General features: G+C 72.4%; 15 protein-coding genes. 14 read left to right on the top strand and 1 reads right to left on the bottom strand.

Features of this window, described 5'->3' with window-relative positions; all coding sequences use genetic code 11:
• The first annotated feature begins 140 nt into the window (after positions 1–140).
• The 9 genes from ACFHWS_RS05885 to ACFHWS_RS05845 all read left to right on the top strand — a co-directional run bounded on the left by ACFHWS_RS05885 (position 141) and on the right by ACFHWS_RS05845 (position 13,662).
• Positions 141–1,847, top strand: a complete 1,707-nt coding sequence (locus ACFHWS_RS05885) for a proline--tRNA ligase (protein WP_416567779.1) — start codon at positions 141–143, stop codon at positions 1,845–1,847.
• Between the two features lie 92 nt (positions 1,848–1,939).
• On the top strand, positions 1,940–3,628 hold the full coding sequence (locus tag ACFHWS_RS05880; RefSeq protein ID WP_416567778.1) for an acyl-CoA mutase large subunit family protein: 1,689 nt from the start codon (positions 1,940–1,942) through the stop codon (positions 3,626–3,628).
• Between the two features lie 89 nt (positions 3,629–3,717).
• A complete protein-coding gene (locus tag ACFHWS_RS05875; protein ID WP_416556177.1) occupies positions 3,718–4,593 on the top strand; it encodes an ABC transporter ATP-binding protein in 876 nt (291 codons plus the stop codon).
• On the top strand, positions 4,594–7,752 hold the full coding sequence (locus ACFHWS_RS05870; protein WP_416567777.1) for an FtsX-like permease family protein: 3,159 nt from the start codon (positions 4,594–4,596) through the stop codon (positions 7,750–7,752).
• On the top strand, positions 7,749–10,829 hold the full coding sequence (locus ACFHWS_RS05865; RefSeq protein ID WP_416567776.1) for a hypothetical protein: 3,081 nt from the start codon (positions 7,749–7,751) through the stop codon (positions 10,827–10,829). The genes ACFHWS_RS05870 and ACFHWS_RS05865 overlap by 4 nt, the downstream gene beginning before the upstream one ends.
• 6 nt (positions 10,830–10,835) lie before the next feature.
• Positions 10,836–11,756 (top strand): tetratricopeptide repeat protein, encoded by a 921-nt coding sequence (locus ACFHWS_RS05860; protein ID WP_416567775.1) that lies wholly within the window; start codon positions 10,836–10,838, stop codon positions 11,754–11,756.
• A gap of 9 nt (positions 11,757–11,765) precedes the next feature.
• Complete coding sequence (locus ACFHWS_RS05855) at positions 11,766–12,962, top strand: arginase family protein (protein WP_416556181.1); 1,197 nt, start codon at positions 11,766–11,768, stop codon at positions 12,960–12,962.
• Positions 12,963–13,036: 74 nt separating this feature from the next.
• Positions 13,037–13,291 (top strand): type II toxin-antitoxin system Phd/YefM family antitoxin, encoded by a 255-nt coding sequence (locus ACFHWS_RS05850; RefSeq protein WP_282232049.1) that lies wholly within the window; start codon positions 13,037–13,039, stop codon positions 13,289–13,291.
• Positions 13,288–13,662 (top strand): type II toxin-antitoxin system VapC family toxin, encoded by a 375-nt coding sequence (locus tag ACFHWS_RS05845; RefSeq protein WP_416556182.1) that lies wholly within the window; start codon positions 13,288–13,290, stop codon positions 13,660–13,662. The genes ACFHWS_RS05850 and ACFHWS_RS05845 overlap by 4 nt, the downstream gene beginning before the upstream one ends.
• A gap of 44 nt (positions 13,663–13,706) precedes the next feature.
• Here ACFHWS_RS05845 and ACFHWS_RS05840 read toward each other — a convergent pair whose 3' ends face one another.
• Complete coding sequence (locus ACFHWS_RS05840; RefSeq protein WP_416567774.1) at positions 13,707–15,632, bottom strand: penicillin-binding transpeptidase domain-containing protein; 1,926 nt, start codon at positions 15,630–15,632, stop codon at positions 13,707–13,709.
• A 249-nt stretch (positions 15,633–15,881) separates the two neighbouring features.
• On the opposite strand from ACFHWS_RS05840, the gene ACFHWS_RS05835 reads away from it, so the two are divergent.
• The 5 genes from ACFHWS_RS05835 (at position 15,882) to ACFHWS_RS05815 (ending at position 25,252) form a co-directional block, all read left to right on the top strand.
• Complete coding sequence (locus ACFHWS_RS05835; protein ID WP_416556184.1) at positions 15,882–20,948, top strand: NAD-glutamate dehydrogenase; 5,067 nt, start codon at positions 15,882–15,884, stop codon at positions 20,946–20,948.
• 121 nt (positions 20,949–21,069) lie between these two features.
• Complete coding sequence (locus tag ACFHWS_RS05830; RefSeq protein ID WP_416556185.1) at positions 21,070–21,732, top strand: GNAT family N-acetyltransferase; 663 nt, start codon at positions 21,070–21,072, stop codon at positions 21,730–21,732.
• 98 nt (positions 21,733–21,830) lie between these two features.
• Positions 21,831–22,265 carry an SCP2 sterol-binding domain-containing protein gene (locus ACFHWS_RS05825; RefSeq protein WP_416567773.1) on the top strand — a complete coding sequence of 145 codons (435 nt, stop codon included), beginning with the start codon at positions 21,831–21,833 and terminating at the stop codon, positions 22,263–22,265.
• Positions 22,262–24,325 (top strand): glycogen debranching N-terminal domain-containing protein, encoded by a 2,064-nt coding sequence (locus ACFHWS_RS05820; protein WP_416567772.1) that lies wholly within the window; start codon positions 22,262–22,264, stop codon positions 24,323–24,325. Before ACFHWS_RS05825 ends, ACFHWS_RS05820 begins: the two co-directional genes overlap by 4 nt.
• A 48-nt stretch (positions 24,326–24,373) precedes the next feature.
• Positions 24,374–25,252, top strand: a complete 879-nt coding sequence (locus tag ACFHWS_RS05815; RefSeq protein WP_416556188.1) for an LLM class flavin-dependent oxidoreductase — start codon at positions 24,374–24,376, stop codon at positions 25,250–25,252.
• The last annotated feature ends 20 nt before the right edge of the window (positions 25,253–25,272 follow it).

Below are 25,272 nucleotides of genomic sequence, written 5' to 3'. Positions count from 1 at the left end.
TCGGGCCGGGTGCACCGGTACGCCCGGTAGGAGACGTTGTCGTCGGGGACCTGACCGGCCAGCACCGCGCTACCTGGAACCCAACCCGGTTACCCTGTGTCGTTGCTGAACGCCGCCGCTTGAAGTGAGGAAGAGCGACCATGCGCTGGTCCCGACTACACGTGCCCACGTTGCGTGCGGACCCGGCGGAGGCCGACGCGCCGAGCCACCGGCTGCTGCTGCGGGCCGGTTACCTGCGGCAGCTGATGGCCGGCCACTACTCGCTGCTGCCGCTGGCGGTGCGGGTACGGGCGAAGGTGATCGAGGTGATCCGCGACGAAATGGCGCGGATCGGGGCGCAGGAGTTCAGCCTGCCCGCGTTGCATCCGGCGGAGATCTGGCGTCGGACCGGCCGGTGGGACTCGATGGGTGAGGAAATGTTTCGGCTGCGTGACCGCAGGGGTGCTGACCTGGCGTTGGGCATGACCCACGAGGAGGTGTTCACGACCCTTGCCCGGGAGCTGAACTCCTACCGGGAGCTGCCGCAGCTGTGGTACCAGTTCCAGACCAAGTTCCGGGACGAGCCGCGGCCCAAGGCCGGGCTGATGCGCACCCGCGAGTTCACCATGAAGGACTCGTACAGCTTCGACCTGGACCGGGCCGGGCTGGACCGGTCCTTCGACCTGCATCACGACGCGTACCGACGGATCTTCGACCGCCTGGGTATCCCGGCGGTGGCGGTGCAGGCGTCCAGCGGCGCGATGGGCGGGTCGGCGTCGGTCGAGTTCATGTGCCCGGCACCGACCGGCGAAGACCAGGTGGTCGACTGCCCGGCCTGTGGCTACGCGGCGAACCTGGAGAAGGCGACCTCGCGGCTCGATCCATCGACGGACTCCGCTGGGTCCGCCGCCCCGCAGCCGTTCGACACCCCGGGCGTACGGACCATCGACGACCTCGCGGTGCGCTTCGCCGCGCCGGCCGACCGGCAGATCAAGACCCTGGTGTACCTGCTCGACGGCCAGCTCACCCTGGTGCTGCTGCGCGGCGACCACCCGCTCAACGAGCCGAAACTGGTCGACGCCACCGGCGCGGCGCAGCTGCGGCCGGCAGCCGGCGACGAGATCCGGGCGGCGCTGGGGGCGGCCCCGGGCAGCCTGGGCGCGATCGGGCTGACGGGTCTGCCGGTGATCGCCGACGAGGCGTTGCGCGGCCGGCGGGACATGTTCACCGGCGCCAACGTCGACGGCGTCCACCTGCGTGGCGTCGACGTCGACCGGGACATCGCCGTCGGCGCCTGGGCCGACCTGCGCGAGGTGGCCGCCGGCCAGCCGTGCGTGACGTGCGGGGAGCCGCTGCGGGTACGCCGGGCGATCGAGGTCGGGCACATCTTCAAGCTCGGCCAGCGCTACAGCGAGGCGCTGGACGCGTCGGTGCTCGATCCGGCCGGCAACCGGATTCCGGTGGTGATGGGCAGCTACGGGATCGGGGTGGAGCGGGCGATCGCGGCGATCGTGGAGAGCCACCACGACGCCAAGGGCATCGTCTGGCCGGCGGCGGTCGCCCCGTTCGAGGTGGCGGTGGTCGTCGCTCAGGTCGACGACGGTCCGGTGGCCGAAACCGGCGAGCGGATCTACCAGCGGCTGCGCGGCGGCCGGGTGGACGTGGTGATCGACGACCGAGCGGAGCGGGCCGGGGTCAAGTTCCGTGACGTCGAGCTGGTCGGCATTCCGTTGCGGGTCACTGTCGGAAAGCGGTCGTTGGCCGAGGGCGTGGTCGAGGTGACCGACCGGGCCGCCGGGGAGACGGTGCGGGTGCCGGTGGACGAGGTGGTCGATCATCTCTGGCGGCGGCTGCGGCCGACCGGCTGAGGCGGCATCCGTCGACGATCTCAGCCAGTGGGCTTAGCGATCGTTCAGTACGGGCTCTAGACTCGGATCCGCCCGGACCCGAGGAGGCCCCGATGGACGCCGAACAGATCGCCGCCGGTCGTGCCCGCTGGCAGGCCCGCTACGACGCCGCGAAGAAACGCGACGCGGACTTCACCACGCTGTCCGGCACGACGGTGGACCCGGTCTACGGTCCGCCCGACGGCGCCGACCACCCGGGCTTCGAACGGATCGGCTGGCCCGGCGAGTACCCGTACACCCGGGGGTTGTATCCGACCGGCTACCGGGGGCGGACCTGGACCATCCGGCAGTTCGCCGGCTTCGGCAACGCCCGGCAGACCAACGAGCGCTACAAGATGATCCTCGGAGCCGGCGGCGGGGGGCTGTCGGTGGCCTTCGACATGCCGACGCTGATGGGCCGCGACTCCGACGACCCGCAGTCGCTCGGCGAGGTCGGCCACTGCGGGGTGGCTGTCGATTCCGCCGCCGACATGGACGTGCTCTTCGACGGCATCGACCTGGCGGCGGTCACCACCTCGATGACCATTTCCGGGCCGGCGGTGCCGGTGTTCTGCATGTACCTGGTCGCCGCCGAACGGCAGGGCGCCGACCTGGCCACCCTGGACGGCACCCTGCAGACCGACATCTTCAAGGAGTACATCGCCCAGAAGGAGTGGCTGTTCGGCCCCGAGCCGCACCTGCGGCTGATCGGTGACCTGATGGAGTTCTGCGCGCGGCGGATCCCGCGCTACAAACCGCTGTCGGTCTCCGGATACCACATCCGGGAGGCCGGCTCCACCGCCGCGCAGGAGCTGGCCTACACCCTCGCCGACGGCTTCGGCTACGTCGAGCTGGGGCTCTCCCGCGGGCTGGACGTCAACCGGTTCGCCCCCGGGCTGAGTTTCTTCTTCGACGCGCACGTCGACTTCTTCGAGGAGATCGCGAAGTTCCGCGCCGCCCGGCGGATCTGGGCCCGCTGGCTGCGCGACGAGTACGGCGCCACCGACGAACGCGCCCTCTGGCTGCGGTTCCACACCCAGACCGCCGGGGTGTCACTGACCGCGCAGCAACCGGTCAACAACGTGGTACGTACGGCGGTCGAAGCGCTCGCGGCGGTGCTCGGCGGCACCAACTCGCTGCACACCAACGCCCTGGACGAGACCCTGGCGCTGCCCACCGACGAGTCTGCGGAGATCGCGTTGCGGACCCAGCAGGTGCTGATGGACGAGACCGGGGTGGCCAACGTCGCCGACCCGCTCGGCGGTGCCTGGTACGTCGAGGCGCTCACCGACCGGATCGAGGCCGAGGCGGAGGAGATTTTCGCCCGCATCCGCCAGCTCGGCGGCGACGGCCCGCACCCGATCGGGCCGATGACCTCCGGCATTCTGCGCGGCATCGAGGACGGCTGGTTCACCGGGCAGATCGCCGAGGCGGCGTTCGCGTACCAGCAGGCGGTGGAGGACGGCCGGAAGAAGATCGTCGGCGTCAACTGCCACACCGGTACGGTCGCCAAGGAGCTGGAGATCCTGCGGATCTCGCACGAGGTGGAGGTCGAGCAGCGCCGGCTGCTGGCCGCCCGTAAGGCCGACCGGGACGACGCGCTGGTCCGCCGCCGACTCGACGACCTGGTCACTGCGGCCCGGGACGGCGACAACATGGTGCCGGCGATGCTCGACGCGGTCCGCGCCGAGGCGACCCTCGGCGAGATCTGCGACGCGCTGCGCGCCGAATGGGGCGTCTACCGCGAGCCGGCCCGCTTCTGACCCGACCCCGCGCTCCTGACCTGGGGGGCCGGTGCCGGCCACCCAATCGGGGGCAGCGGTTCCAAGGGATTCATGGTAGGCAGTACGCCGTGACGGGACTTGCGGTGAGCTGCCGACGGGTGGTGCAGATCTACCGGGGCGAGGCCGGCGACGTGGTCGCGCTCTCCGGCGTCGACCTGCGGATCAACCCCGGGGAGATGCTCGCCCTGGTCGGCCCGTCCGGCTCCGGCAAATCGACCCTGGTGGCGCTGCTCGCCGGGCTGATGCGCCCGTCCGCCGGCCGGGTCAGCGTCGGCAGCTACGACCTGGGCAAACTCTCCGACCGGGAGGTCGCCCGGTTGCGGGGCACCCAGATCGGCGTGGTGCTGCAGGGCGCCGCCCGTAACCTGCTGCCGTACGCGACGTTGCGCCGCAACGTCTGGCTGGCCCAGCGGCGGGCCGCCGCCACCGCCGGCATCGACCTGGACGACCCGGACCGCATCCTCGACCTGGTCGGGTTGCCCGGCCGCGGCAATGACCGGCTCGCCGAGCTGACGCCGGGCGCCCGGCAGCGGGCCGCGCTCGCCGTCGGCGTCGCCGCCTCGCCCGGCCTGCTGCTGGTCGACGAACCGACCAGTCAACTCGACACCCGGGGCCGCGACGAAGTGCTCGACGCGCTGGAGACGATCAACCGGGAACGGGAGACCACGATCGTGGTGGTGACCCACGACGCGCAGGTGGGTGCCCGGCTCGGTCGGGCGGTGACCATCCGGGACGGCCGGGTCGGCGCCGAGGGCCGCGACGGTGAGGACTTCGCGGTGGTGGCCGGCGACGGTACGGTGCAGCTGCCGCCCGAGGTGCTCGGCGACTTCCCACCCGGCACCCTGCTGCGGGTGGCCCAGGCCGACGGCGCGGTAACCCTGGTCGTGGGCGGGGCCGCCCCGCCCGGTCTGCTGCCCGACGGCGTCGACGGCACAGGAGTCTGAGTGTTCGCACTGCTCGTCGGCGCGGTCCGGGCTCGGGCCGGTCAGGCCGTCGCCCTGCTGGTGCTCACCGCACTCGCGGTCACCGCCACCACCGCCGCCCCCTGGTACGCGGCGGCGACCACCCGTACCGTCGCCGAGGCTGCGGTCGACGCGGCCGGCCCCAACCTGCTGGCCGCCCGCGCCACCGGCCGGGTCGCCAGCACCGCCGCCGAAGTCGCCGCCGACCAGCAGGTCGACCCGGCCGCCGGGGACCGCACCGAACTCGACGCCACCGGCGCCGACCTGATCGACCGGGCCCGGGACGCCGGCGCCGAGCGGATCGGCTACCCGGGTGCGGCGGCGAGCAGTTCGGTGTGGAGCACCGGGACCGTCGCCAGCGGCCAGGCCGAGCTGGCCGCCAGCCTGACGCACCGGGAGCAGGTCTGCGAACACCTGACCGTCACCGGCACCTGCCCGCAGCGCCCCGGCGAGGCGGTGCTCAGCGCACGCAGCGCCGAACGGCTCGGCGTCGGGGTCGGCGACCGGATCACCCATCAGTCGAGCCGCAGCGCACCGGTGCTCCTCACCGTCACCGGGACCTACCAGGTGACTGATCCGGGCGAGCCGTACTGGGCGTTCGACGATCTCAGCGGCGGCGGTACCGACGCCGACAGCGGTGACCCGGTCTTCGCCACCGCCGGCACGCTGGCCGCCGTACCGGCGGACAACCTGTTCGCCACCCACCACCTGGTGCTGCCGGCCGCCGCCTACCTCGCCGGAGTCGACCTGGCCACCGAGATCCGCCGGGACGACGGTGGTGGCGTCATCGGCCGTTGGCAGGTCCGCACCGACGCGGCGATCCTGGTGGACCAGATCGCCCGCCACCGCCAACTGGTCGAGCTCGGTGTCGCCGTCGCCGCCGGGCAACTGCTGCTGCTGTCCTGGTTCGCCCTGTTCTTCGCCGTCCGACACACCGCCGAGCACCGCCGCCGTGACCTGGGACTGGTCAAACTGCGCGGCGGTGCCCGATGGCGGGTGTGGCTGCTCACGGTGGGCCAGAGCGGGCTGCCGATGATCGTCGGCGCGCTGGTCGGTGTCGCCGCCGGCCTGGTGACCGCCCGGCTGCTCGCCGGTGCCGGCCCGGACCCGGAGCAGGCCGGCTCCGCCGCCCGGCTAGCCCTCGCCGCGACCGGCACCGCCGTCGCCGGCGCGCTGGTCGCCGCGATCGCCGCCGACCTGCGCAACGCCCGTGCCGCAGTGGTGGATCTGCTCCGGCACGTGCCGGCCCGGCAGCGCGGCTGGCGGGCCGATGTCGTCGACCTGATCGCGGTGGCCGTCGCCGGGGCCGGGCTTTACCAGGCGTACGTCGGCGCGGCTGAGCCGGACGAGGCCGGTGCTCTGGTGCTGCTCGCCCCGGCGTTGCTGGCCCTGGCAATCGCGCTGACCGCCGGCCGGGCGGCCACCCCGGTGGCCGGCCGGGCTGCGGCGGCCCTGCTGCGCGCCGGTCGGCTGCCCGCCGCGCTGGCCGCGCTGCACCTGGCCCGCCGGCCGGGGACCGCGCGGCTGGTCGCCCTGCTCACGGTCGGGGTGGCGTTGCTCGGCACCGCGATCGGCAGCTGGACCGAATCGGTCTCCGCGCGGGCCGTCCGGGCCACCCACGCCACCGGCGCCGACCAGGTGCTCACCGTGCAGGCCCGCAGCCGGGCCCACCTGCTGGCCGCGGTCCGCGCCGCCGACCCGTCCGGCCGGTACGCGATGGCGGTGGTCGGCAACAATCCCGGGTCGGCCCAGTACGTGCTCGCCGTCGACGCCTCCCGGTTCGCCCAGGTCGCCGCCTGGCACCCCGGCTACGGCCAGGTCGCCGCCGAGGTCGCCGCCGCGCTCACCCCGCCGGTCACCGAGGTTCGGGTCGGTGACGGTCCGCTGGTCCTGACCGCCACCGGACCGGACGAGGTGCCGGTCAGCGTCGTGGCGCACCTGGTCGACCCGGCCGGAGAGCCGGTGCAGGTGGTGTTCGGCCCGCTCGACACCGATCGTGCCGAGCATCCCGCCACGGTGACCGGATGCGGCCCGGACGGCTGCCGGCTGACGTCACTCGAACTGGTCCAACCTGCCTGGAACGGCGTACCGGTGCCGGCCGAACCCGATCTCACGATCACCCTGCACGATCTGGCCGGGGCCACCACACCCCGGCTGGACGCGGCGTACTTCGGCGACATCGGAAACTGGCGTGGCGCGGTCGCCGGTGGCGCCCTCGGCCCCCGGATCAGCGCCGGGCCGGGCGGTGTGACCCTCACTACCCCGTCACCGGGCGGGGTGCACCGGGAGCGGTCCACCCGGATCCATCCGATCGACGCGCCGGTGCCGGTGCCGGTGGTGCGTTCCGGGCCGGAGCTCGCCCCGGACGTTCCGGGCGAGCCACGGCTCGCCGTGTTCGGCGGTGCCGAGCTGCCGGTGCGGTACGTGTCGGTGGCCGCCGCTTTGCCGCAGGCCCGCCAGCGTGGGTACCTGGTCGACCTGGAACGGGCCGACCGGCTGGCCGACGGAGCCGGTTTCGGCGACGTGCCGCAGGTCTGGCTCGCCCCCGACGCGCCCGGGAACCTGACCGACCGGCTCACTGCCGAAGGGTTGACCATCATCGGCACCGATTCCCGGGCGGCGGTGATTGAGCAGCTCGGCCGCCAGGGTCCGCCATCGGCGCTGCGGTTCCAGTTGGCCGCCGGACTGATCGGGCTGCTGCTGGCGGCCGGGGCGCTGGCGGTGGTCGCCGCGGTGGAACGCGACGACCGGGCCGCCGAGTTGGCCGCTCTGCGGACGCAGGGGCTGCCGGCCCGCGCCGTTGCCCGGATTGCCTACGGCGGGTACGCCGTCGCCGTGGCGCTCGCGGTGGTTGTCGGCCTGGTGGCCACCGTGCTCGCCCAGCTGCCGATCCGGCAGACGATGCCGATCTTCGTCGACAACTGGGCCGCACTGCCGCTGCGGATCGGTCCGCAGGCCGTTCCGCTGCTGGTCAGCGTGCTCGTCGCGGTAGGGGTGCTCGGTGCGGCGGCCGCGTTCGCCGGTGCCCGGCTGGTCCGGGCCGTCGACTTGCGGGTCGGTCCGCCGGCCGGTTCCCGGGTCGGTCCGCCGGCCGGTCCGAACCCGCTCATGGCCGGCGACCGGGACGGAGACGTCGGATGATCTCCCTGCTGCTGTCGATGCTCGCCGCCCGGCGCGGGCAGGCGCTGGTCGTCTTCCTGCTGAGCGCGTTCGCCACCGCCGCCGCGGTGACCGGCCCGGCGTACCTGGCCGCTGCGGACCGGGCCGTCGTGGCGGCGGAGCTCGACGCTGCCGACCGTGGCGACCGCACGGTCACCCTGTCCGTCCCTGACGTGCTACCCGGGGAGGAAGCCGGCCTCCTGGCGGTCACCGGTGCCGTGCTCGACCTGCGCGGCTTCCGCACCGTCTACACCGTTCAGATGCCGATGCTCGGGTTGGAACCCGTCGCCACCGACATCTCCTACCTGGTCTTCCGCGAGGACGTCTGCGCCAACCTGCGGATGGTCGCGGGGCGTTGTCTGATGTCGCCGAACGAGGTCGTGATCGGGGCGGACACGGCCCGGCGGCTGGACCTGGCCCCGGGTACCCCGGTCACCGTCACCTGGGCCGACTACGCCCCGGTGCAGCGCAGCTACCGCCCGGGCGGGGCGCCGGCCGAGATCACCGTCGTGGGCGTCTACGAACCGGTGGACCCGGATGCGCTCTACTGGGGCCGGACGCCGTACTTCGTCCCAGGGGCCCTGGACGCCTACCGCGAACCGGTATTCACCGGCCGGTACGTCGTCGACGCCATCGACCGGGGCAGCGACTACCGGGGCGTGGATGCGCTGGCCGAGGCCGATGCGTTGGAACCGGACCGGCTGGCGGGCCTCAGCGAGCAGTTGGCCCGGCTCGCTGAGCAGGTTCGCGCCGACGGCGCCGGGTACGTCTACTTGTCCGACGACGTCGGACCGCTGCTGGAGCGGATCTCGTCGGCCCAGGCGCTGACCCGGCAGGTGGTGCCGGTCGCGGCCGTCCCGCTGGTGATCCTCTGTCTGTTCGTCGTCTTCGTCGCGGTCGCAGCCGGTACCGCGGCCCGCCGTACCGAGCTGGGCCTGATCGCGCTGCGCGGGATCCTTCGGCGGACCCGGTGGACGCTGGCCGCCGGTGAGCCGGCTGCCGCCATCGCCCTCGGCGCGCCGGCCGGCTACCTGCTCGGCTCGGTCGCCGTCGGGCTGCTCGCCGGCCTGCGCCTGGAGGAGGGCCGGTTCGCCCCGGTCACCTCGGGCACGGCCGTGCTGGCCGGCTGCGCCACCGTCGTCGGTGCGCTGCTCGCCGTGCTGGCCGCCCAGCGCCGGGAGCTGGCCAGCCCGGTCGCCGAGCTGCTGCGCCGGGTGCCGGCCCGGTCCCGACTCTGGACCTCGCTGCTGGCAGAGACGGTGATGGTGGCCCTGACCGCGGTCGCCGTGGCACAGCTGCGGCTGTTCGACAGCCAGCTGATCGGCGTGTCGTTGCTGGTGCCGGCGTTGATCGGAGTAACGGTGGCGTTGCTGGCGGCGCGGGTGGTGGCGCCGTTGACCGGCCGGCTCGGCGCGGTCGCGCTGCGCCGGGGCCGGCTCGGCCCGGCGCTGGGGCTGCTGCACCTGGCCCGGCAGCCGGCCAGCCAACGGCTGTTCACCCTGCTCACCGTCACCGTGGTGCTGACCGGCTACGCGGCCAGCGCGTTCGACGTGGCCCGCCAGTCGCGGGCGGCGCTGGCCGAGGTGCGCGGCGGCGCGGACCGGGTGCTGACCCTGCTGCCCGTCGACGCCGGCACGCTGCTGACGGCCGTACGGACGGTCGACCCGGTCGGCGAGTACGCGATGGCGGTCGGCTTCGCCGCCACCGACGCGGACGCCCCGGTGCTGCTCGCCGACACGTCGGCGTTGGCCGCCACCGCCCGCTGGCGACCGGAGTTCGGCCCGGCCGGCCCCGCTGACGTCGCCGAGGCGCTGCGCGGACCGGCCGCCACCGCGCCGATCACCGTCAACGGGACGGAGATCTCGGTGGACCTGGTCGTCGACGCCGCCCCGGCACAGCCCGACCCGTCGGCGGATCCGGGGCGGCCCGACCCGCAGGGCACCGGTCCGGCCGACGATGTACGGTTCACCGTCCACCTGCGGTCGCCGTCGGGCGGTGCGGCGGCCGAGGCCACGTTCGCCCGGTTGGGGCGGCACACCTACCGGATTCCGGTCGAGTGCGCCGACGGATGCCAGCTCGCCGGGCTGTCCGTCCGGCTCGAACCGGGCACCGCCGGTGCGGTCGACCCGGACACCGAGGTCGACCCTCGGGTGCGTGAGGTGACCCTCACCGGCCTCTCCGTCGATGGGGAGCAGCTACTCGGGCCGGCGGAGCTCACCGACGAGCAGCGCTGGCGTGATCCGTCCGGTGATCCGTCCGAGGCCGGGCCGGACGGGCTGCGACTGCTCGCCGGTGGGGCCGCCCCCGACCCGTGGGCGCTGCCGGCCGACACGCCGTACCCGTTGCCGGCTGTCACCGCCCGCGCCGACGACCGGGCATCCGGGCTGAACCCGACCACGGCGCTGCTACCCACCGGTGCGCAGCTGACGGCCGACGCCGATCCGGTCCCGGCGCTGCCGGCGCTGGGCGACCGCGGCTTCCTGGTCGACATGGAGTACGCCGTACGGGCGGTGCCCGAGAAGACCGGGCTCGAGACGGCCCAGGTCTGGCTCGGTCCCCGGGCACCGGCGGACCTCGCCGAGCAGCTGGACGCGGCCGGGCTCACCGTCACCGGCGAGTTCACCCCGGAGCAGGTCCGGGCCGGGTTGGACCGGCAGGCACCGGCCCTGGCGATCTGGTTCCACCTGCTCGCCGCCGCCCTGGCGGTGATCCTCGCCGGCTCCGGGATGGTGCTACTGGCCATGGTCGAACGGCGCCGTCGTGCCGAGGACCTGACCGCGCTGCGGACCCAGGGACTGCCGTCCCGGTCGGCGGCCGGCTCGCTGCGCTGGAGCGGTCTGCCCGCAGTGCTGCTGGCCGCGGCGACGGGGCTCGGCGGCGCGCTGCTCGCCTGGTGGCTGAGCGGCAGCTACCTGCCGGTCACCGTCGAGGAGGCGGTCCCGCTGGCCCCGGTGCGCTGGCCCCGGCCGGTCGCCGTGCTGCTCCCCGTGATCGGCGTCATGCTGCTGTTCGGGGCGGTGGCGCTGGCGTTGGGACGCGCCCTGCGCGTGCGAGACTAGGTAACCATGAGCGACCCACGTACCACCCCGTCGATTTTCACTCGCGGCGCGGTAGACCTCAGCTCGCTGCGCAGCGCAGCGCCGGCCGGCGGGAGCCGGCCGGACGGGACCCCGACCCGGGCCGGTGGCGGCCCGGCAGCCGGCGCACCGGCGGTAGCCGGTGCCGTCATCGATGTCACCGAGGCGACCTTCCAGACCGAGGTTCTCGAACGTTCGATGACCACACCGGTGGTCATCGACTTCTGGGCCGAGTGGTGCGAGCCCTGCAAGCAACTGTCGCCGCTGCTGGAGCGACTAGCGGCCGAGGGCGGCGGCGCCTGGACGCTGGCCAAGATCGACGTGGACAGCAACCAGCGTCTGGCGCAGATGTTCCGGGTGCAGAGCATTCCCATGGTGTACGCCGTCGTCGGCGGCCAGCCGGTCGACGCGTTCGCCGGAGTGGTGCCGGAGGCCCAGCTGCGGCAGTGGATCGGCGCCGTGCTCAAAGCCGGCGGCGTCACCGTCGAGGAGCCGGAGAATCCGCTGCTCAACGCCGCCGACGAGGCGCTGATGATGGGCGACCTGGAGGCCGCCGAGCAGGCCTACCGGAAGATCCTCAACGAGGCGCCGGCGGACACCGCCGCCGAGGCCGGGCTGGCCCAGGTCGCCCTGGCCCGTCGGGTGCAGGGGGTGGACCCGGCGGCCGCGCTTGACGCGGCGGCGTCGGCACCGGACGACGTACCGGCCCAGCTGCTCGCCGCCGACGTGGAGGTGCTCGGCGGTCAGGCGGAGCAGGCGTACCAGCGGTTGATCGACCTGGTCCGGCGCAGCGCCGGTGACGACCGGGAGACCGTCCGCAAACACCTGGTGTCGCTGTTCACCGTGGCCGGTCCGGACGACCCGGCGGTGACCAGGGCCCGCCGGGCGCTGGCCAGCGCACTGTTCTGAGCCCCGCCGATGCGCCGGATCGCCGTACTGGACGCACCGTCGAATCTCGGTCTGCGACCGCCGACCGGGACGTCGGTGCCTGGCTGCGCGAAAGCGCCCGGCGCACTGCGGGACCATCAGCTGGTGGGTCGGCTCAGCGCCCGTGACGCCGGGTGCCTCACCCCGCCCCGGTACGACCCGGCGGACTGGCGACCCGGTGACGGGGTCTGCCACGCCGGGTCGATCTCGGCGTACACGCTCGCCCTCGCCGGGCGGATCGGTGCCGTCATCGACGCTGGGGAGTTCCCGGTGGTGCTGGGCGGCGACTGCTCGATCCTGCTCGGCGGGGCGCTCGCCATGCACCGGCTCGGCGAGGCGGTCGGTGGGCGGATCGGCCTGGTCTACGTCGACGGGCACTCCGACTTCCGGCATCCCGGCAACGCCTCCTACGTCGGTGCGGCGGCCGGCGAAGGGCTGGCCCTGGTCACCGGGCGGGGCCAGCCGGATCTGGCGGGGATCGAGGGCCGCCGGCCGTACTTTCGCGACATCGACGTCGTGGTGCTCGGCATCCGGGCCCAGGACGAGTACCGGCTGGATCTGCAGGCGGCCGGTATCGTCACCCGCCCGGTGCCGGAGCTGCGTGCGGAGGGGGCGGCGCGCAGCGCCCAGTGGGCCCGTGACCAGCTGGCCGACTGCGCAGGCTACTGGGTGCATGTCGATGTGGACGTGCTCGACCCGGCGGTGATGCCGGCGGTCGACGCGCCGGATCCGGGCGGCATCGCCTTCGCCGAGCTGGAGCTGCTGCTCGCGGACCTGGTCGACACCCCGCACTGCCTCGGCGTCGAGCTGACCGTCTTCGACCCCGACTACGACCCGGACGGCAGCTACGCCGCCGACATCGTCTCGACCCTGGTGGCCGGCCTGCGCCCGGTGCACGCCGACCGCGTTCCGGTTGAGCAGGCACCGTCACCGGCAGCCGATTCGACTGTTGCCGCCCCTGCCGAGCAGGAGACACCGGCGGTTGCCGGGCTGCGGCCGGCGGTGCCGCCACCAGCGGTGACCTTGACGGTCGCGGATCGGAGCGCGCCAGGTGGTGGGGCGGCCAAGCCCGGACGGCTACGGCGGCAGGCGCCGTCCCCGCGGCCTCCTGACGCTGACTCCACCAACCCGTCGCCGCAACAACCGCCGGCCGCCGAACCGCCGGCTCCGTCCGCCGCCGACACGTGATCTGTTACCGCTGGGAATCGTCGCGCCACCATGCCGGAGTGGACTAAGCTGCTAGCTAACTGGGAGGTCTAGTCATGTCTGCCGAGGCCGTGCACTACAACATGCACGACGCCAAGACCCACCTCTCGCGCATCATCGAGCGGGTGGAGCGCGGCGAGGAGATCATCATCGACCGGGCAGGTACCCCGGTGGCGAAGGTGGTGCCGTTGGTACGTCGAGCCAATCGGACCGCGGTCGGCTCACTCGCGGGGCAGCTGGACCTGTCCGGGGACTGGGACTCGGCCCAGACCAACGCCGAGATCGCCGCCGACTTCGGCGTCGGCGCATGAGCCTGCTGCTGGACACCCACGTCGCGCTGTGGGCCATCACCGGCGACACCACCCTCGGCGACGACTTCCTCAACCGGCTCCGCCACGACCCGGACATCTTCCTGTCCCCGGTCAGCCTGTGGGAGATCACCATCAAGCAGGCCACCGGGAAGCTCACCGGCCCGACCGACCTCGCCGAACAAGTACGGAACATGGGTTTCGTCGAACTACCGGTGACCCACGCTCACGCGATCGCGGCCGGTCGCCTACCCGCGTATCACCGAGACCCCTTCGACAGAATGCTGGTGGCACAGGCAACCGTCGAGGGGATCACGCTCGCCTCCCGCGACTCGTCCATAGCGCTGTACGACGTGGACATCTTGAAGGTGTGACAACCCGGTCAGATCGATTTCGCCAACCAGGGGCCGTTGCCGGGTCAGCTGGCGGCGAGGCCACGTAGGAACCGCTCGGCGATCGGGACCGCCCGCCCGGAGCCGGAGCCGCCCTGCTCGACGAAGACGGCGAAGGCCAGGTCGCCCTGCCAGCCGACGAACCAGGCATGCGTGTTCGCCGGGTCGTCGTCGTACTCGGCCGTGCCGGTCTTGCCGTGCACCGGCTCGCCCGGCACGTCCCGCAACGCCTGCCCGGTGCCGTCGGTGACCACCTCACGCATCATCGTCCGCAGCGCCTGCACCGCCGCCGCGTCCAGCTGCGGGCCGTCCGGCACCGCCGACGGCGGCGGCGGCTCGACGATGAGCGTCGGCTGGCGCCACTGCCCCCGGACGACTGCGGCGGTGGCGCCGGCCATCGCCACCGGGCTGACCAGCGTGGTGCCCTGGCCGAAGGCGGCCGCGGCCCGTTCCGCCGGTGGGCCGCCGGCGGAGACCGCGCCGGTGAAGGCGGACACGCCGAGCCGCCACTCGCCTTCCAGCCCGAGCAGCCGACCCGCATCGGCCAGCCCGTCCGCATCCAACTGCGGGGTCAGTTCGACGAAGGTGGTGTTGCACGACTTGGCGAAGGCGGTCCGGAACGGCACCCGGCCCAGCTCGAAGCCGTCCGAGTTGGTGAACGTGCGCCCGTCAACGGTGGCCGTCTTCGGGCAGTCGACCGGCGCGTCCGGGTCGACCGCGCCGGCTTCGAGCAGGCCGAACGCGCTGACCATCTTGAACGTGGAGCCGGGCGGGACCTGTGCGGTCAACGCCAGGTTCTCCGTGCCGCCGTCGGGGCCGTTGGCGACGGCGACCAGCGCGCCGTCGCTGACCCGCACCGCCACCAGCGCGGCGCGCTGCTCCTCGTCGGCAAGCGCGGCGTCGGCGGCGGTCTGTACGGCCGTGTCCAGCGTGGTCCGCAGCGGCTCACCCGGCTGGGCGTCGGCACGAAACACCACCTCGTCACCGGAGACGCTGCCGTCCGGAGCTGTGCCGACGATCTGCACCGAATACCCGGGTACGCCGCGTAGCCGCTCCTCGTACCTGCCCTGCAGGCCGCCGTGGCCGACCAGGTCGCCGACCTCGTACCGGCCGGGGTGCGCCGCCATGTCCTGCCGTTGCACCGGGTCGACGGTGCCGAGCAGCGCGCGGGCGAACTCCCGGGTGGGGGCCAGGTCCCACTCCTGCCGGCGGAACTTGGTGCCGGGCAGCTCGTAGATCCGGTCCCGGATCTGCTCGTACGCCTCCTCGCGCAGGGTGACCACCTCGACGAAGGCGTCCGGTCTCGCCGCGTCGAGCCGGTCCGCCAGCCCGGAGACGTCCACCGGCGGGCTGATCGCCGGTCGGATCGCCCGGAACGCGGCGTCGAGCTGGGCGGCCAGGGCGGCCGGGTCGTCGACCTCGCTGGGCTGTACGCCGACCACCACCACCGGGCGCGGCGCGACGATCGGCTGCCCGGCCCCGTCGAGGATGGCGCCGCGGGGCGGGACGAGCCGGTTCAGTGCCAGCTGGTCGCCGCTGCCGAGCCGGTCGTGGACGATCGCCGGCTCCCAGATGATCTGCCAGGCGTCGTCGGCGCCCCGGCGTAGCCGGACCGACGTCGGGTAGCTCCACCGTACGTCGCCGGGGAGCGCCCATTCGACGGCGATGGTGGCGGTGGCGATGTCCTCGGTCACCTCGGCGTCGCCGTCCCGGCGTAGCTGCGGTGGCGTGTCCTTCAGGTCGCCGACGAGGGCGGTCAACTCCTCGGTGACGTCGGTGGCGGGCACCCGTTCGCCGGCCGGGGTGATGAAGCCGATGTCGGTGAGGTCACCGGAGTGCCATCCGTCGATGAAGGCGGCGACCGTGGCGTCCGGTCCGTCATCGGAGGAACAGCTGGTCAGCGTGGTGACGGCGAGTAGCAGCGCGGTCGCGACGGTCGCCTTGCGGCGCATGCGACGGCCCCCTTCCGGACGCATGGCGGACACCGGAACGGTAGTACGTGCGCGCATGGACCGCTGTCCCTCGGGGTACCAGATGAACCGCTGTCCCGTTTCGTCCAGGGCATATCACACGACGTGGTCAGAGCGTGTCGCCAAGCCGACGACGGGGTGCCGGTGTGCCGTCGGAACGACGATCCGGGAGGAATAGGCTTGGCCGAGGTTGACCCCACAGCGTGGTGGGGCCGAGGGGAGTCTGCGCCAATGAACCGCCGTCCGGTCACGAAGTCGAAACGCCAGGCCTCGGGCGGTGACGGGCAGCGTCGCCGGCAGAGCGCCGGGCCGCACCGCCAGTCCGAGCCGGATCCAGACGAGGTGTTCGACCTCCAGACGTTCGCGCCGCCGGAGTCGGCGCTGGCCGCCGTGGTCGACGACACCGACGACACCGGGTACGACGAACCGATGCCCAGCGCCGAGCGGCTGATCGCCCAGGCGGTGTCGCTGGCCGACGCCGACCACGACGCCGCCTCTCTGGTGAACCGGTTCTGGCGGTTCGCCGCCGACGAGGAGCTGGTCGGCTGCCGCCCGCAGGAGATGCTCGACGCCGCTCGGGCGCACCGGGAGCTGGCCGGGCACCGGCTGCCCGGCGAATTGAAGTTGCGGCTCACCCCGCCCGGCGACGGTCGGCCGTACACCGTCATCGAGATCGTCACCGACGACATGCCGTTCCTGGTCGACTCGGTGACCGCGCTGCTCACCGAGCGGCACTTCGACGTCCATCTGCTGGTGCACCCGCTGGTCGTGGTCCGACGCGAACCACTCGGCCAGCTGACCGAGGTGGCGGCCGACGTCGAGCCGGACGACGCGATCGACGGCGACCTGGTGGAGAGCTGGATCCGGATCGAGATCGACCCGATCCGGATCGCCGGTGACCTGGACCGGCTGCGCCGCGACCTGCAGCGGGTCCTCACCGACGTGCGGGAAGCGGTGGAGGACTGGCCCCGGATGCGGCAGCGGGCCCTGGCCCTGGCCGACGAACTCGACCGGGCCGAGCCCGGATCACCCGACGCACCGCCGGTGCCGGAGAAGGACCTCACCGACTCGGTCGAGCTGCTGCGCTGGCTGGCCGACGACCACTTCACCTTTCTCGGCTACCGGGAGTACCGGCTGGTCGACAACGCGGACGGGGACAAAGCGCTGGTAGCGGTGCTCGGTTCCGGGCTCGGCATCCTGCGCCAGGACCAGACCCGGCCCCGCCCGCTCACCTCGATGACCCCGCAGGCGGCGGCGAAGGCGCTCGAACAGCGGCTGCTGATCATCACCAAGGCCAACTCGCGGGCCACCGTGCACCGGGCCGCCTACCTCGACTACGTCGGCGTCAAGGTCTTTGACTCGGCCGGGACGGTGGTGGGCGAGCGCCGGTTCCTCGGGCTGTTCTCCACCGCCGCGTACCGGACCAGCGTGCAGGAGCTGCCGGTGGTCCGGCGCAAGGTCGCCGAGGTGCTGGAACGGTCCGGTCTCAGCCCACGCAGCCACTCCGGCAAGGATCTGCTGCAGATCCTGGAGACCTACCCGCGTGACGAGCTGTTTCAGATCCGCACCGACGACCTCTACCACGCCGTACTCGGGGTACTGCGGATGGCCGGCCGCCGGCAGCTGCGGCTGTTCCTGCGCTCCGACGGGTACGGGCGGTTCCTGTCCTGCCTGATCTACCTGCCCCGGGATCGGTTCACCACCCACAACCGGCTGCGGATGCAACAGATCCTGCTGCGCGAGCTCAACGGCGTCGGCGTCGACTACACCACCCGGGTAACCGAGTCGATGCTGGCCCGGGTGCACTTCATCGTGCGTACCGACCCGGCCTCGCCGCCCGCCGAGCTGGACCCGGACCGGCTCGCCGAACTGCTCGCCGAAGCCACCCGGCTGTGGGAGGACGACTTCCGGCTGGTGCTGGAACGCAAGCTGGGCGACGAGTCGGCCAAGTCGCTGCACCGGCGGTACGCCGGCGCCTACCCGGAGGGGTACAAGGAAGAGCACACCGCGTACGAGGCGGTCCAGGACCTGGCCAAGCTGGAGCTGCTGGAGGAGCCCGGCCAGCTGGAGATGCACCTGTTCCGGCCGCCCGGCGGCGCCGAGGTCGACGAGCGGGACGTGCGGTTCAAGGTCTACCGGTACGGCGAACCGATGGTGCTGTCCGATGTGCTGCCGGTGCTGCACTCGCTCGGCGTGCAGGTAATCGACGAACGGCCGTACGAGATCGACCGGGTCGACCAGCGGATCTACCTGTACGACTTCGGGCTGCGGCTGCCGGTCGGCGCGCGGGCGATGGCCGAGGTCCGGCCGCACGTGGAGAACGCGTTTTCGGCGGCCTGGCGCGGTGAGGTGGAGATTGACGGGCTCAACGAGCTGGTGCTGCGCGCCGGGCTGACCTGGCGGCAGGTGGTGGTGCTGCGGGCGTACGCGAAGTACCTGCGCCAGGCCGGCGCGGTCTTCTCCCAGGAGTACATGGAGTCCACCTTCGTCGCCTACCCGGCGATCGCCGCGCTGCTGATCCAACTCTTCGAAACCCGGTTCGCGCCGGGGCCCGCCGTTGACGACGAGCGCCGCCGCCGGCGCGGCCAGGAACTGGTCGCCGTGATCGGCCGCCAGTTCGACGAAGTGGACAGCCTCGACCAGGACCGGATCCTGCGCAGCTACCTGACCCTGATCCTGGCCACCCTGCGGACCAACTTCTACCAGCGCGGCACCGACGGTCGCCCGGTCCCGTACGTAGCGATCAAGCTCGACCCGCAAGCCGTCCCGGACCTGCCGGCGCCCCGGCCGGCGTACGAGATCTTCGTCTACTCGCCCCGGTTCGAGGGTGTGCACCTGCGCTTCGGCGAGGTCGCCCGGGGCGGGCTGCGCTGGTCGGACCGGCGGGAGGACTTCCGTACCGAGGTGCTCGGCCTGGTCAAGGCGCAGATGGTGAAGAACGCGGTGATCGTGCCGGTCGGCGCCAAGGGTGGCTTCGTGGTCAAGCAGCCCGGCGGTACCGCGCGCGGTCGGGCGGCGGCCGAGCCACCGGACCGGGAAGCGGCCCAGGCCGAGGGGGTGGCCTGCTACCAGCAGTTCATCTCCGGTCTGCTCGACGTCACCGACAACATCGTCGCCGGGCAGATCATGCCGCCGGATCGGGTGGTGCGTCACGACGGCGACGACCCGTACCTGGTGGTCGCCGCCGACAAGGGCACCGCGACCTTCTCCGACGTGGCCAACGCAATCTCGATCTCCCGGGGTTTCTGGTTGGGCGACGCGTTCGCCTCCGGCGGGTCGGCCGGCTACGACCACAAGAAGATGGGGATCACCGCGCGGGGGGCCTGGGAGTCGGTCAAGCGGCACTTCCGTGACCTGGGGGTGGACGTCCAACGGCAGGAATTCACGGTGGTCGGCATCGGTGACATGTCCGGCGACGTGTTCGGCAACGGGATGCTGCTGTCCGAACACGTCCGGCTGGTCGCCGCCTTCGACCACCGGCACATCTTCCTCGACCCGGATCCGGACGCGGCCACCTCGTACGCCGAGCGGCGGCGACTGTTCGACCTGCCCCGGTCGTCGTGGGCCGACTACGACACCGGACTGATCTCGGCCGGCGGTGGCGTGTACCCGCGTACCGCCAAGTCGGTGCCGGTCAGCCGGCAGGTCCGCGCGGCGCTCGGCCTCGACGACGGGGTCGACCTGCTCTCCCCGCCGGAGCTGATCCGGGCGATCCTGCGCGCCCCGGTGGACCTGCTGTTCAATGGCGGCATCGGCACCTACGTCAAGGCCTCCGACGAGTCGCATGCCGACGTCGGCGACAAGGCCAACGACCCGATCCGGGTCGACGGCCGGTCGGTGCGGGCGAAGGTGGTCGGCGAGGGCGGCAACCTGGGGCTCACCCAGCGTGGCCGGATCGAGTACGCGACCGCCGGCGGGCGGATCTACACCGACTTCATCGACAACTCGGCAGGCGTGGACTGCTCCGACCACGAGGTCAACATCAAGATCCTGCTGGGCGGCGCGGTGGCCGATGGCGAGCTGACCGTACCGCAGCGTGACGCGTTGCTCGTGGAGATGACCGACGAGGTCGCCGCGCTGGTGCTGCGGGACAACTACGACCAGGCTCGGGCCCTGGCCAACGCCGGCGCCCAGGCACGTCCGCTGCTGCCGGTGCACCGGCGGATGATCACCGACCTGGAACAGTCCGGGCAGCTGGACCGGGAGTTGGAGGCGCTGCCGTCCGACGACGATCTGGCGGAGCGGATCCGCGCCGGCGCGGACGGGTTGACCCTGCCCGAGCTCGCGGTGCTGCTCGCCTACGCCAAGATCTCCATCGAGGGGCAGGTGCTGGCCGACGGGCTGCCCGACGAGGCGTGGACCGACCGGGTGCTGGCCGACTACTTCCCGACGCCGCTGCGCGAGCGGTACGGCGCCCGGATGACCGACCACCGACTGCGCCGGGAGATCGTGGTGACCAGCCTGGTCAACGAGGCGGTCAACCGGGGCGGCATGTCCTTCGTCTACCGGACGATGGAGGAGACCGGAGCGTCGGCCGCCGACGTGCTGCGGGCCTACGTGGTGGTCCGCGACGTGTTCGGGCTCGACACGCTGTGGGCCGACATCGACGCACTGGACAACGTGGTTAGCACCGCCGCGCAGATTGCGGTCTACCTGGAGAGTCGGCGACTGCTGGACCGGGCCGTCCGCTGGCTGGTCACCAACCGCAAGTCCCCGCTGGACGTGTCGGGGGAGACCGCCCGGCTGCGCGAAGGGGTGTCGCGACTGCTGCCGGAGCTGGGCGACTACTTCCGGGGCGACGAGCGGGAGTCGCTGCGGGCCCACGTCGACACCATGACCGGTCGCGGTCTGCCGCCGGATCTCGCCGACCGGGCCACTCGGATCATGTACAGCTTCGGGCTGCTCGACGTGGTGGAGACCGCCGCCGACACCGGCTGCGACGTCACCGAGGTCGCCTCGGTGTACTTCATGCTCTCCGAACGGTTCCGGGTCGACTGGCTGCTGAGCAAGATCTCGCTGCTTCCCCGGGAAGACCGCTGGCAGACGCTGGCCCGTACCGCGCTGCGCTACGACCTGTACGCCGCGCTGGCGGCGCTCACCGTCGAGGTGCTCACCGCCACCCCGGGCGAGCTGGCGGTGCAGGACCGGGCCGAACAGTGGGAGCAGGACAACGCCAGCGCGGTGGCCCGGGTACGGCGGGCGATGGAGGACTTCGCCCACTCACCGGCCGACCTCGCCGCACTGTCGGTGCTGCTGCGCCAGATCCGGACACTGGTTCGCACATCTTCGGCCAACTGACCACATCGGCCGGAAAAGCTGCATACTTTCGGCAGGGTAGACAGAGGCGTTTCCGGGCGGGTGAACGGCTTCTCCATCAGGGCGGCGTGCGGGCCGTTCCGTACGGCAGGAGGCAGGCAGGATGCTGGACAAGCGTCTCTACCACCATCTGGTCAGCTGGCTGGGTCAGTGGCCGGCCGGCCGGGCGTTGCAGGTGGTCGGCTCGGAGCGGCGAGTCCGACCGGGCTGGGACGGCCGGCCGCATCCGGTGGTCGGCGTCGGGGCGCCCGGCGGCGCGGTGCTGTCCGTGCCACCCGACAAGGTCGAGGCGGTCCGCGCGTTGACCGACCTGCCGCTCACCGATCTGCTGGCCAAGTTGCCCACCGCGGTCGGCCGTCCCGGCTGGCGGGCGCAGCGCACCGTGTTCCGGTACTGTCTGGCGCCGGCGCCGCTGCCCGACGCCGGGGACTGGGTCGGCTCCGCTGACGAGTCGTTGCCACCCTGGCTGCGGCAGTTCACCAACCCGGTGCTGGTCGCCCGGGACGCCGATGGGACGTTCCTGGCCGGGGTCGGGCTGAAGCGGCACGACGCGCACGGCCAGGAGATCGCGGTCGGCACCGTACCGGCGGCGCGTGGTCGTGGCCTGGCCCGCCGGCTGGTCGCCCAGGCCGCCCGTCGGGTGCTCGACGGCGGCGCCGTCCCCACGTACCTGCACGCGGTGGGCAACGCCGCGTCGGCGAAGGTGGCCTCGGCCGCCGGGTTCCGCGACCGGGGCTGGACTGCGTACGGCATCTCCGCCGACTGACGTCCGGGCCCGACTGACACCCGGGCCGGCTTCACCCGGTACGGGTGATGCCGTACCACCCGATCAGCCGCGACCCTGCCACTGGGTGGAGGGAGCGGATGATGCCGCAGACGACGCAGCGGGCGCAGACCACACGGACCGCCTCGGCGCGGGAACCGATGCCGGCGACGCGGGAGTTCTTCGACCGCCTCGGCCGTAAGGAGAACGCGTCGCTGCTGCGGCAGATCTCCGGGACGGTGCGGTTCGACCTGGCACACGACGAACAGGTGGACTACTGGTTCGTCACCTTCGACGACGGTCGGGCCAGCCTGCTGCGCGAGCAGCGGGACGCGGAGAGCGTGCTGCGTACCGATCAGGAGGTCTTCGAGGGGATGGCCCGGGGCGAGATCAACCCGATGGCGGCGATGTTGCGCGGCGACATCATGGTGCTCGGCGATCTCCGCCTGCTGATCCTGATCGAGCGGATGATGCCCGGCCCGCCCAATTCCCACGACCCACGCGCGTTCGCCCGGCGGGAGAGGACTGAGCGATGACCGAGGGAATGGTCAGTATCCTGGACGGCAACACCTTCGTGGTCAGCGACAGCCAGGGCGACATCGACGCCTCTCCGGCGGCACCCACCGGGCTGTTCTCGTTCGACACCCGCTTCTTGTCGAAGTGGCAGCTGACCATTGACGGTGAGCGGTTGTCGTCGCTGTCGGTCGACGACCTGCAATACTTCGAGGCACGGTTCTTCCTGGTGCCCGGCGAGCCGACCCACTACGTCGACGCCGAGATGTCGGTGATCCGGCAACGCTGGGTGGGCGGCAGCTTCGACGAGGAGATAACCATCCTCAACCATGCCCAGGAGCCGATGGAACTGAGCGTCCGGCTGGAAGCGGGCAGCGACTTCGCCGACCTGTTCGAGATCAAGGACGTCCGGAACAAGGTCGGCAAACATTACGCCCACGTCGACCGGGACTGCCTGCGGCTCGGCTACCAGCGGGAAAGCTTCCACCGGGAGACGATCATCTCCAGCAGCGAGCCGGCGGCGATCGACGAGCACGGACTCAGCTTCACCATCGTCGTCGAGCCGCACGGCCGGTGGGTCACCCACATCAAGGTCAAGACCACCGCTATCGGTCCGGACGGTCGTGACCTGCGCGAAGGAATGCTCGGCCAGCACTTCGACCGGGCCAAGCCGGAGATGCGCCGGGAACTGGACGAGTGGATCGCCCGGGCACCCCGGCTGTCCTGCGAGTGTGAGCCGCTCGCGTCGACGTACCGGCGGAGTCTGGTGGATCTGGCCGCGCTGCGTTACACCCCGCTGTCGCTGGCCGGGCAGTCGGTGCCCGCCGCCGGTGTGCCGTGGTTCGCCACCATGTTCGGCCGGGACAGCATCTTCACCAGCCTGCAGGCGCTGCCGTTCGCGCCGGAGCTGGCGGCGTCGACCCTGCGGCTGCTCGGCGGGTTGCAGGGCAGCAAGCTTGACGACTTCCGGGACGAGGAACCGGGCAAGATCCTGCACGAAATTCGGTACGGCGAGTCGTCGGCCTTCGAGGAGCAGCCGCACACTCCGTACTTCGGAGCAGCCGACTCGACCCCGCTGTTCGTCGTGCTGCTCGACGAGTATGAGCGGTGGAGCGGCGACGTCAAGCTGGTCCGGGCACTGGAGGCCGAGGCCCGGCAGGCGCTGTGCTGGATCGACACCTACGGTGATCTGCTCAACAACGGCTACCTCTGGTACGAGCGGCGCAACGAGGAGACCGGTCTGGAGAACCAGTGCTGGAAGGACTCCTGGGACGCGATCTGCTACCGCGACGGCCGGCTGCCCGGCTACCCCCGGGCGACCTGCGAGCTGCAGGGGTACGCGTACGACGCCAAGATGCGCGGCGCCCGGCTGGCCCGCGAGATCTGGCACGACCCGGGGTACGCCGACCAGTTGGAGCGGGAGGCGGCCGACCTGAAACATCGGTTCAACCGGGACTTCTGGGTCGCCGATGGGGAGTACTTCGCGCTCGCGCTGGACCCGGAGGGCGGCCAGGTCGACGCGTTGTCGTCGAACATCGGCCACCTGCTGTGGAGCGGTATCGTCGATGCCGGCAAGGCCAAGAAGATCGCCAAACACCTGGTCAGCCCGCGGATGTTTTCCGGCTGGGGGGTGCGGACCCTGGCCGAGGGGGAGGGCCGGTTCAATCCGATCGGCTACCACGTCGGCACGGTCTGGCCGTTCGACAACTCGTTCATCGCCTGGGGCCTGCGCAAGTACGGCTTCGTCGAGGAGTCGGCCCGGATCGCCGATGGGATCATCAACGCCGCGCAGTACTTCAACGGCCGGCTGCCGGAGGCGTTCGGCGGCTACGACCGGGCGCTGACCAAGTATCCGGTGGAGTATCCGACCTCCTGCAGCCCGCAGGCCTGGTCGACCGGGGCCACCCTGCTGCTGCTGCGGACCCTGCTCGGTCTGGAGCCGCAGGGCGAGCACCTGGTGGTCGACCCGGCGTTGCCGATCAGCATGGGCCGGATCGAACTGTTGGATATTCCCGGCAGATGGGGACATATCGATGCGTTCGGTCGCGGTCGGATGGACATCCACGAGCGCGAGCCGGCCTGACCCGGGCGCCCGGCCGGCCCAGCGGCATCCGGGCGTAGGGTGTCGACCGTGCGGGTAGGGATCGTGATCTTGCCGGACGAGCCGTGGTCGGTGACGTCGCGCCGCTGGCGCCAGGCCGAGGAGTGGGGCTTCGACCACGCTTGGACCTACGATCATCTGGGGTGGCGGGACCTGGTCGACGGGCCGTGGTTCGACGCGGTCCCGACGCTGGCCGCCGCCGCGTCCGTCACCTCCCGGATTCCGCTCGGCACCCTGGTCGCCTCGCCGAACTTCCGGCACCCGGTGCACTTCGCCCGCGAGGTCACCGCGTTGGACGACATCTCCGCCGGCCGACTGCTGCTCGGGGTCGGCGCGGGCGGGATCGGGTTCGACGCCACGGTGCTCGGCGCCGGTCCGTTGTCACCGCGCGCCCGGGTCGACCGGTACGCCGAGTTCGTCGAGCTGCTCGACCTGCTGTTGCGCACCGATCGGGTGACCTGGCAGGGCCGGTACTTCCAGGCGGTGGACGCCCGCAGCACGCCCGGCTGCCGCCAGCGGCCCCGGCTGCCGTTCGTCATGGCCGCCAACGGGCCCCGGTCGTTGGACCTGGTCGCCCGGTACGGCGCCGGCTGGGTGACCACCGGCACCGTATTCGACGACCAGGCCGCCTGGTGGGCCTCGGTGGCCCAGTTGACGCGGCGCTGCGACGCGGCGGTGGACCGGGCCGGGCGGGACCGGGACGACCTGCGCCGGTACCTGTCGCTGGACTCGGCACCGGTCTTCTCGCTGACCAGCGCCGACTTCTTCGCCGACGCGGTCGGTCGGGCCGCCGCGCTCGGCTTCACCGATGTCATCACCCACTGGCCGCGCCGGAGCAGCTGGTACGCCGGTGACGAGCGGGTGCTTGCCGAGGTGGCGACCGACGTACTGCCGCAGTTGCGGGCCTGACTCTGCCCGCCGAGCGCCGC

It is taken from the genome of Micromonospora sp. LOL_013, from assembly GCF_048060315.1.
GTDB lineage: Bacteria > Actinomycetota > Actinomycetes > Mycobacteriales > Micromonosporaceae > Micromonospora_E.
This window is presented reverse-complemented; position numbering and strand designations above follow the sequence as displayed.